The following is a 9,152-nucleotide window of genomic DNA, read 5'->3' as shown; positions in this document are numbered from 1 at the left end:
CATCATGTGCTTTCAAGAAAAATACGGTCCATGCGGTCCCAGGAAAAATCGTTGGTCAGCCGCGCCAGCCGCGCTTCCATGCGCCCCAGGTTCAGGTAGTGGCGAAAGCGCGTCTTCGCGCCCAGGCCCGAGGGGCGCGGCTGGCCGGGATCGAGTTCCCAGGGATGAAAATAGAATATGCCAGCTTGCCCGTCGTGCGAGTTGATGCGCCGCAAAAGCCAGCGCGACAGTACATACGGCATGAGGCGGAAATAGCCGCCGCCGCCGGCCGGCAGGTTGCGCCCGCGCACGCGCACGGTGCTGATCGGCAATTCCAGCACGCCCTGCGGCCCGCGTGGGCGCCAGGCGAAGCGGGGCGAGTCCGGCATGCCGTAATGGTCGTGGCGGATCGGGTAGATGCTGGAACTGTAGCGGTAGCCCGCTTCCTGCAAGACGTCGAAGGCCCACAGATTGCCCGCGCCGATGGAAAAACTGGGCGCGCGGTAGCCCAGCACGGCATGCCCCGTCAGCTGTTCGATGAGGGTTTTGCTCAGGCGCACATCCGCGGCGAACTGCGCCGGCGACTGCTCGTTGGCGCGCCGGTGCGCCTGGCCGTGGCTGGCCACCTCGTGTCCGGCCTGCGCCACGCGGCGCAGCATGGCCGGATAGCGCTCGGCGATCCAGCCCAGGGTGAAAAAGGTGGCGTGGATGCCGCGCCCCTCCAGCAGCAGCAGGATGCGCTCGATATTCGCCTCGACGCGGCATTCCAGGCGCGGCCAGTCGGCGCGGTCGATGTGCGCGGCGAAGGCGGAGACCTGGAAATAGTCTTCCACGTCGATGGTGAGGGCATTGGCCAGCGGCGATGGCAGCGCCGTCATGGCAGCTCCCGGTGCGCGGCCAGCCAGGCGATAACGGCGGCGGCGACGCGTTCGGCCGCGTGGCCATCCCACAGCGGCGGCATGGCGCCGCGCTTGCCGCCCGTTTCCAGCATGCCGCGCGCCAGCGCCACGATGCTGGCGGGCTGCGTGCCGGCGAGCGTATTCGTGCCCACGCTGACGGTGACGGGCCGCTCCGTATTCTCGCGCAGGGTCAGGCAAGGCACGCCGAGCGCCGTGCTTTCTTCCTGGATGCCGCCCGAATCCGTCAGCACCAGGCGCGCATCGCGCATCAGGCCCAGCATTTCCAGGTAGCCCAGCGGCGGCAGGCAGACGATGGCATGCCGGGCAAGCTGCTGTTCCAGCCCCGCCAGGCGCAGGGCGGCGCGCGTGCGCGGGTGGACGGGAAACAGCAGCGGCAGCTGCCGCGCCAGCTGGCCCAGCGCTTCGAGCAAGGCCGCCAGCTGCCCGGCGTCATCCACGTTCGATGGCCGGTGCAGGGTCAGCAAGCCATACGTTGGCGGACAGGCGTGGCCGTGCAGGCGCAAGGTGGTGGCGGGCGCCACGGCGCGCGGCAGCTGGCGCCGCAGGCTGTCGATCATGACGTTGCCGGTAAACACGATGCGTTCGGCGGCGATGCCTTCGCGCAGCAGATTGGCGCGCGCGCCATCCTCGCTGGTCAGCAGCAGCGCGGATAGCTGGTCGGTCAGCACGCGGTTGATTTCTTCCGGCATGCGCCGGTCGCCGCTGCGCAGGCCCGCCTCGACGTGGATCACGGGAATGGCGCGCTTGGCCGCCACCAGCGCGCAGGCCAAGGTGGAATTGACGTCGCCCACCACCAGCACGGCGTCCGGCGCCGGCGGCGGGTGGGCATCGAGCACGGCGTCGAAGCGGCGCATGATCTCGGCCGTCTGCTGCGCGTGGCTGCCCGAGCCCACGTCGAGCGCGATGTCGGGCGCGCGCATGCCCAGGTCGGCAAACACCTGGCCGCTCATGGCCGGGTCGTAATGCTGCCCCGTATGCAGCAAGGTCACGCGCAGCGCGGGGGCCTGGCGGCCCAGGGCGGCCAGGATGGGCGCCATCTTCATCAGGTTCGGCCGCGCCGCCACCACGCACAGCAGGTGCGCCGCCGGCGTGGGGGAAGCGCGGTGGTCCTGGTGGCCCTGATGGCCCGGGTGGTTCTGCTGGTACGGCATGGACGGCCTCCTTAGAATCGCATGTTGAGCGTGGCGCTGACGCTGTTTTCGCGGTAGTTGCCGCCGCGCGTGCTGCTGTGGCGCGTGTGGCGCACGTCGATGCTGGCCGTCACTTTCCGCTGCAGCACGCGGCTGTAGCCGGCCGCGACGGTGGCGTTGCTGTCGCGCCGTGGCACGCTCAGCGAGCGCACGCTGGCGTAGCCGGCATTGAGCGTCATGCTGCTGCGCGACGAGGCTTGCCAGCTCCAGCCCAGGTTGCCCGCCAGCTGGCGCGTGCGGTCTTCGCTGCCGAAGTCCACGCCGGGCAGCAGGCCGCTGTCGATGCCGCTGGCCGTTTGCGCCGTGCGGTCCAGCGCCGTGAAACCGGCCACCACGGTGCTTTTCGGCGTGGCGCGGGCCATGGTCAGGCTCAGCTGTTTCTGCAGGAAATAGCGGTGGCTGAAGTAATTGATGGCGCCCCGTTCCGGCCCCAGGCTGTTGGCGTAGCGCAGGAAGGCGTCGATGCGCAGGCGCCGGTCCAGGGGATTGGGAAACAGGCCGCGCCACAGCTGGTCGAGCAGATTGGCCGCGTCGCGGTCGCCCAGGCGAAAGAACTGTTCCGGCATGCTGGTGATGTTTTCGTTGTAGCTGAGCTGCCAGTTGGTCTGGCGCTGCAGGAAATGCGCGTCCAGGCTGTAGGTGTGGCCAAAGTAGCGCTTGCCCGTGCTGAAGGCCACGCTGGTGCGCGGCGACGGCGTCCACACGCCGCCCAGCGACCAGAAGCGTCCCTGCGGCGCCTGGCCCGAGGTCGACACATAGCCCTCGCGCTCCATGCCGCCGCTGGCCGTGGCCGACCATTTGCTGCTGATCGGGTAACGCAGGCCCGCGCTGCTGCGCTGCATGCGCAGCGGCGTCAGCTTGCTGTCGTCGGTGCGGCGCGCCAAATGGCTGGCGTTCCAGGTCCAGCCGCTGCCGCGCGGCGCGCCGTCGAGCAGCATTTGGAGCTCGTCGCTGCGCACGGAGAGCAGGTCGCCGCCGCTGCCCAGCGACGCGCGCGTGTAGCGCAGCTCGGCCGTGGCCAGGCCGCGGAAGGTGTGGCGCAAATACGGGCTGATGCTGGTGGTGCGCACCGTGCTTTCATTCTCCGTGCCGGGCAGGTCGTCGATCACTTGCGGGCCGAACGGCGAGATGCTGCGGCGGCTGACGCTGGCCCTCGCATCGAGGTGCAGCCAGTCCTTGAGCAGTTCGGCCTCGGTGGCCGCGCGCAGCTGGTGGCTGTCCGTGTCGGCGCGGCGCACGTAGAGGAATTTGTGCCAGCTGTAATCGAGGTGCACCTGCAGGCGCGGGCCGCTGCCGATGAGGGCGATGGCGGGGGCGATTTCCGTGATGAAGTCGGAGCGGGCCCGTTCCGGCGGCGCGCGCAGCACATTGTCCGTATAGCTTTCGCGCAGCCGCACGGAGGGCTGCACCAGCCACTCGATGGCGGCGACCGGCATCGGCATGGTCAGCAACAGCAGCAGCGGCAGCGGCAACAGGGAAAACTGAGGCAGCGCGCCGCGCCTAGTCGTAATAGCCATAACCGTAGTAATCATTACCCGGAAACGACCTGGTCTTGTTGTAGATTAAATGGATGTGTTCGCACGTCTCGATCTGCCGCAGCGCTTCCTTGACGGCGTGCTGGGTCGTCGTTTCCGCCTCCACCACCATCACCACTTGCCCCATCTGCCCGACCAGCGCGTGCGCTTCGCTGGTGATGAGCAGGGGCGGCGAGTCGAAGACGACAATGCGGTCGGCATAGCGGCTGGCGATTTCGGCCAGCAGCCGGCTCATGGCGCGGCTGGCCAGCAATTCCGTCGCATGGCGGTTGCTGCGTCCGGCGGGCAGGATGCTCAGGTTGGCCACATTGGTTTTCAGGATCACGTCGGCCATTTCCAGCTGTTCGTCGAGCAGCACGTCCATCAGCCCCGGTTCCGGCGGCAGGCCCAGCACTTTCAGCACGGACGGGCGCGCCACGTCGGCATCGACCAGCAGCACCGTCATATCCATTTCCATGGCGATGCTCATGGCCAGGTTGACGGCGCAATAGGTCTTGCCTTCGCCGGGCATGGCGCTGGTGACGACGATCAGGTTGCCGTGGCGGATGGCCTGCTCGCCAGTGGCGCGCGCCTGGCGCAGCAGCGGGCGCTTGATGATGCGGAAATCCTCGGCCACCGGGCTGCGCCCGCCATCGTGCGTGAGCATGCCTTGCTCCTGCAGGCGCGGCAGGTTGAGTTCCCGGTAGCGGGGCGAGTCGGCCAGCGCCGCCGTTGCGTTCGCCTTGGCAGCCTTAGCATCCGTGCCAGCCCGGCCTGTTGCATACACGGCGGCGCTTTCAGCCACTTGCGGGTCGCGTTTGTCCTTGCTGTCCATCTTCGCTCCTTGCCCGGGTCTAGAATTTCAGCAGCGCCGCCGTCATGACGGCGCCGTACAGCAGGAACAGGCTGCCCAGGCCGGCGCCAAAGCCGTAGCGGGCGCGCCGGCGGCGCACCTGCTGCAGCGCCGTCCAGTTCATCGATACCGTGCCCAGCACGCTCAAGCCCGTCGCATCGCGCAGTTCGGCCGGGCTGAGGAAGGTGGGGCGCACCTGGCTGATCAGCAAGGCGGCAGCGATGCCGGCCACCAGGGCCGCGCCCAGCGCCGCGCTGAACAGCAGCGGCCGGTTGGGGCCGACGGGCTTGTACTGCACCGTGGGCGGATCGATGATCTTGAAGGCCATCATGTCGGTGGTGGAACTGAGTTCGCCCGACAGCTTGGCCGCTTCGCGCCGGCCGATCAGCTTTTCATAGTTTTCCTTGTTGATGATGTAGTCGCGGTTCAGCTGGGCCAGCTGCGACTCCACCTCGGGCACGGCATTGCTTTGCGCCAGCAGGCGCTCGTTGCGCGCGGTAAATTCCTGCACGCGCGCCTTGATGGCGGCCACCTTGGCGTCCGCGTCCGTCAGCGCCACTTTCAGCTGCTGCAGCATGGGGCTGTAATTCTTGCCCGGATCACCGGAGCCGGCTTTCAGCTTGCTTTCTTCGATCTTGCGTTCTTCCAGCTGGGCGATGAGGCGCTTCGAAGAAATGATATCGGGATGCAATTCTGTAAATTGCATGCGCAGGCTGTCGAGGTTTTTGTTGATCGAGGCGATGCGCTCGTCCAGCTCCGGATTGCTGATGCCGGCCGCGTTCGGTTCCAGGTCCAGCACCGGTTCATCGCCCTCGATCTGGCTCTGGATGGCCTTGCGCGACTGTTCCGCCTCCAGCAGTTCCAGCTTGGCATTGTTCAGGCTATCGGACGATATCAGCAGCTGGCTGCCATAGTCGATGCCCTGGCGCGGCAGCAGCAGGCTGTTGCGGATCTTGAATTCCTTCACCAGGTTTTCCGCCGCGCTCAGCTTGTCCTCGTAATTCTTGATCTGCTCGTCGATGAATTGCACCGCCTTCTGCGAATCGCCTTTCTTACCCTGGAAACTGCCTTCGACAAAGATGGTCAGCAGGCTTTGCACCACGTCGCGCACCAGTTTCGGGTCGCGCCCGCTGTAGCTGATGGTGTAGATATCATACGCATTCGTGCCCGTGATCTTGATGCGTCCCATCAGGTCGTCGAGCTGGGCCTCGTGTTCGCGCACGGTCTTCGAGCCCAGGTCCAGGTCGACCATGCGCATGACGCGCTCGACGTTCGGGCGACTGAGCAGGGTGCGGCTCATGATGGCCACCTGCTGGTCCGCGTTCGGCACGCTGGTCATGCCTGCCAGCAAAGGTTTCAGGATGGTTTGCGTATCGACAAACACGCGCGCCCGGGTCTGGTATTCGTCGGGCACGCTGATGACCTTGATGAAGCCGGCAATGGCCACCAGCCACGCCACCACCAGCGCATGCCAGCGGTATTTCCAGATGCCCTTGAGCCCGGACAGCAGCTGCTGCAGCAATTCCTCCATGGCGCTTCCTTCAGGTAACGGCCCCGCGCGGTAGCGGGACGGGGGCGCGGAAAAACAAACTTGTCGTGCAGATATTGCTTGTTGAGTAAGCAAAGTATAGGGCGGCCATGGGGCAAAATTTCCCAAGATGATTGCTTCTTGATACGCCTCAAGGTTGCCTTGCCGGGTTTTAATAATCATAGGAAGTTCGCGGCCCAGGCTGCTTTTACGCGGCCGCCGTCCGTCATCGACCCGAAGAGACCACGCATGAAACCGTTTCGCCGTGCATTCGTATTCCACGCGCTGGCCATGGCGGCCTCGGCCAGCCTGCTGGGCGCCTGCCGCACGCGCTACCCGCTGGCGCCGGCCCAGGACAGCGCGCCCCTGCACGACTACCTGATCGGCCCGGGCGACTCCGTCAATATCATCGTCTGGCGCAATCCGGAAGTGTCGCTGACGGTGGCCGTGCGGCCCGACGGCAAGATCACCACGCCGCTGGTGGAAGACTTGCCGGCCAGCGGCAAGACCTCGACCCAGCTGGCGCGCGATATCGAGCAGGCGCTGGGCAAGTTCATCCAGCAGCCCGTGGTGACGGTGATCGTCACCAATTTTTCCGGTCCGTACGAGCAACAGATCCGCGTCATCGGCGAGGCGGCCAAGCCGCAGGCGCTGCCATACCGGCTGGGCATGTCGCTGATGGATGTGCTCATCGCCGTGGGCGGCATCACCGATTTTGCGGCCGGCAACAAGGCCAGCATCATCCGCATGCGCGAAGGCAGCCAGCAGCAGCTGCGCGTGCGGCTCGATGACCTGCTGAAGGAAGGCGATATTTCCGCGAACGTCATGATGCGTCCCGGTGATGTGCTGCTGATACCAGAGAGCTTCTTCTAGGCTAACGGCCGCGCTATCAAAACGCCAATTTTATTTGTTATTTTGTACTCAAAGGAAAATTTTGGCGTGTAATTTTGCCATCGAAAGTGCAATTTCTTCTGTTTTATCAGGTTTTTCCGGGAACTTCTCCAGTTTTCTTCTTGTCACAAGGCATTGGCTTCAGTCCGTCTTGACGGCTGCCGATGAACGCGAGGACACGATGACTTTTGAAGACGAACCCATTATTTCCTTCGATACGCCGGGCACATTCAGCGACCTGGTGGTGGGCGAAGGGCAGATCGACCCGGCCATGGAGCACGAGCTCGACCTGCAGCGCTTCCATATCCGCATGGCCAATTCCCGAGGCCGGCGCGAGGCCGCCAGCCTGCTGATCCGCAAGATGTACGGCTGGCGCGGCTACGCCGTCGATCCCGGCATCGCGCATGCGCTCAACAAGATCACCCTGTTTGCGGAAACGGCGGGCACCACCGTGGGCACCATGACCTTGTGTCTGGACAATGACGAGACGGGCTTGCCGGCCGATGAAAACTTCCGCGACAAGCTCGACTTGCTGCGCGCCGACGGCAGGCGCTTGTGCGAACCGTCGCGCCTGGCCATCGACAAGGGCGTGAGCAAGCGCGTCTTCGCGGCGCTGATTCATATTTCTTATATCTATGCGCACAACATCCATGGCTTTACCGATTACGTGATTGAAGTCAATCCGCGCCACGTGGTGTTCTACAAGCGCATGCTGGGTTTCAGGGACTTTGGCGGCGAGCGAGAGTGCACGCGCGTGGGGGCGCCGGCCGTGCTGCTACGGCTCGATCTCGATTACATGGGCGCCCAGATTCGTCAATACGGCGGCATGATGGAACAGCATGGGGGTGAACGGTCGTTTTACCCCTTTTTTTTTCCGACATGGGATGAGCCCGGCATTACCGACCGCTTGCGCCAGGGACGCAACTAGGCAGTTATTTGTTTTTTAGCAGGAATGCCTGCATGTGGCTGCCAGGAATGGCATACGTGATGCCGCTGGGCGCGCTGATGGCCGTTTCCTTCAAGCCCTTGACATACACCATGTTGACGATGCCGTAGACGAGGCCCGTCTCGGGATCGAACAGGGGGCTGCCGCTGCTGCCCGGGTAGGCGGTCGCGTCCAGCTGGAACACGGTGTACGGCGACTTTTGCAGTTGCGCCAGGCGCCGGGTGTCGAGCCGCTGCGCGTTTTCGCTGGGCATCACCACCGGTGTCAGCGACGACACGGTGGCGCGGTGCGTGACGTGGCGCAGGCCCAGCAGCATGCCCAGGGGAAAACCCATGAAGGCCATGGCGCGGCCTTCGCGCACGGCATCCGCATCGCCCAGCGCCAGGGCCGGCAGAGGTGCGCCGGACAGGCGCAGCAGCGCCAGGTCGTGCTCCATGTCGATGGCGCGCACCTTGGCGGGACGAAATTGCGCCGCCTCGCCCTGGCCCGTGAGGATGCCGATCACCTCGTTCGGGTTGGCGTCGAGCAGCTTCTGGATCACGTGGGCGCAGGTCAGCACGCTCAAGCCATCGTCCGTGACGAAGCCCGTGCCGATGAAGCTGAGCGGTGGCGTGCGCGTCTTTTGCAGGCTGCCCACGCCGACCACGGACGGCTTCAGGCGCACGATCACCTGCGCCAGGGTATCGTCCGCGCGGCAGGGGATGGTGGCCAGGCTAAGGCACAGCAGGATGGCGGGCAGGGCGGTTTTCATGGCGGACTTTCGGTGGGCGGCGTGCGGGTAGGGGCGAAGGAAGGGGTGCGGGAAGATGTGGCGCCACCTGGCGCCTGCAGCAGCGCGCCCAGCAGCAGCAAATGGAACAGCAGGGCGATGCGCGGCACGTCAAGCAGGCTGTCAAAGATGCCGACGGCAAGAAAGCCGGCCAGCGCCGCCCCCAGCGCGATGGCGCCCGCCCGGCCTTGCCGCGTGCCGTCGAGCAGCCGCAGCGCGGCCAGGATCAGCAAGCCCACGGTGGACAGGACGCCGCACCAGCCCGTTTCCACCAGCAAATGCAAGGCCAGGTTCTTGATATGCCAGGGCAAATGATGGTGATCGCTGCTGAAAAACCAGGCATGATTGGCCTGGCTGAACTGGCCGTTGGCCAGCAGCTCCTCGCCGCCGGGGCCGCGCAGGCTGAGATTGTCCACATCGATCACGGTGGACTGCGCCGCACCGCTGGCGGCCAGTTCCAGCTGTACCGGCGCGCGCAGCAGCCAGCCGCCCGCGCCCAGCGGACCGCTGGCCAGCGGCAGCGCGTAATGCTGCCACGCGTGGGCCGCTACAGCGGGCGCAG

9 protein-coding genes are annotated in these 9,152 nt (G+C 65.6%); 2 read left to right on the top strand and 7 right to left on the bottom strand.

Annotated elements, in window-relative coordinates:
• Positions 1 to 2: 2 nt before the first annotated feature.
• The 5 genes from JaAD80_RS24300 to JaAD80_RS24280 are packed head-to-tail and all read right to left on the bottom strand — an operon-like array spanning position 3 to position 5,987.
• Positions 3 to 857 (bottom strand): XrtA system polysaccharide deacetylase, encoded by an 855-nt coding sequence (locus JaAD80_RS24300; protein ID WP_102298382.1) that lies wholly within the window; start codon positions 855 to 857, stop codon positions 3 to 5.
• Positions 854 to 2,050: a non-hydrolyzing UDP-N-acetylglucosamine 2-epimerase gene (wecB, locus tag JaAD80_RS24295; RefSeq protein ID WP_102298380.1), complete on the bottom strand. Its 1,197-nt coding sequence runs from the start codon at positions 2,048 to 2,050 to the stop codon at positions 854 to 856. Before wecB ends, JaAD80_RS24300 begins: the two co-directional genes overlap by 4 nt.
• 11 nt (positions 2,051 to 2,061) lie before the next feature.
• A complete protein-coding gene (locus tag JaAD80_RS24290; RefSeq protein WP_180979570.1) occupies positions 2,062 to 3,606 on the bottom strand; it encodes a TIGR03016 family PEP-CTERM system-associated outer membrane protein in 1,545 nt (514 codons plus the stop codon).
• Positions 3,590 to 4,438, bottom strand: coding sequence for an XrtA-associated tyrosine autokinase (locus tag JaAD80_RS24285; RefSeq protein ID WP_102298377.1), 849 nt, complete (start codon positions 4,436 to 4,438; stop codon positions 3,590 to 3,592). The genes JaAD80_RS24290 and JaAD80_RS24285 overlap by 17 nt, the downstream gene beginning before the upstream one ends.
• 19 nt (positions 4,439 to 4,457) lie before the next feature.
• Positions 4,458 to 5,987, bottom strand: a complete 1,530-nt coding sequence (locus tag JaAD80_RS24280; protein ID WP_102298375.1) for an XrtA system polysaccharide chain length determinant — start codon at positions 5,985 to 5,987, stop codon at positions 4,458 to 4,460.
• A 246-nt stretch (positions 5,988 to 6,233) separates the two neighbouring features.
• On the opposite strand from JaAD80_RS24280, the gene JaAD80_RS24275 reads away from it, so the two are divergent.
• Together JaAD80_RS24275 and JaAD80_RS24270 are read left to right on the top strand one after the other, a co-directional pair.
• Positions 6,234 to 6,857: an XrtA/PEP-CTERM system exopolysaccharide export protein gene (locus tag JaAD80_RS24275; RefSeq protein WP_102298374.1), complete on the top strand. Its 624-nt coding sequence runs from the start codon at positions 6,234 to 6,236 to the stop codon at positions 6,855 to 6,857.
• Positions 6,858 to 7,056: 199 nt separating this feature from the next.
• Positions 7,057 to 7,803, top strand: coding sequence for a long-chain N-acyl amino acid synthase (locus JaAD80_RS24270; protein WP_102298383.1), 747 nt, complete (start codon positions 7,057 to 7,059; stop codon positions 7,801 to 7,803).
• A 4-nt stretch (positions 7,804 to 7,807) separates the two neighbouring features.
• On the opposite strand, the gene JaAD80_RS24265 is transcribed toward JaAD80_RS24270, so the two are convergent.
• Both JaAD80_RS24265 and JaAD80_RS30890 read right to left on the bottom strand, forming a co-directional pair.
• On the bottom strand, positions 7,808 to 8,572 hold the full coding sequence (locus tag JaAD80_RS24265; RefSeq protein WP_102298372.1) for a serine protease: 765 nt from the start codon (positions 8,570 to 8,572) through the stop codon (positions 7,808 to 7,810).
• Positions 8,569 to 9,152: hypothetical protein (locus tag JaAD80_RS30890; protein WP_219726874.1), on the bottom strand; the 584-nt coding region annotated here is incomplete at its 5' end. The genes JaAD80_RS30890 and JaAD80_RS24265, both read right to left, overlap by 4 nt.

The organism is Janthinobacterium sp. AD80 (assembly GCF_002878455.1).
Lineage (GTDB): Bacteria > Pseudomonadota > Gammaproteobacteria > Burkholderiales > Burkholderiaceae_D > Janthinobacterium.
Note: the sequence above shows the minus strand (reverse complement) of the source record. Positions and strands in the feature narration are given on the sequence as shown.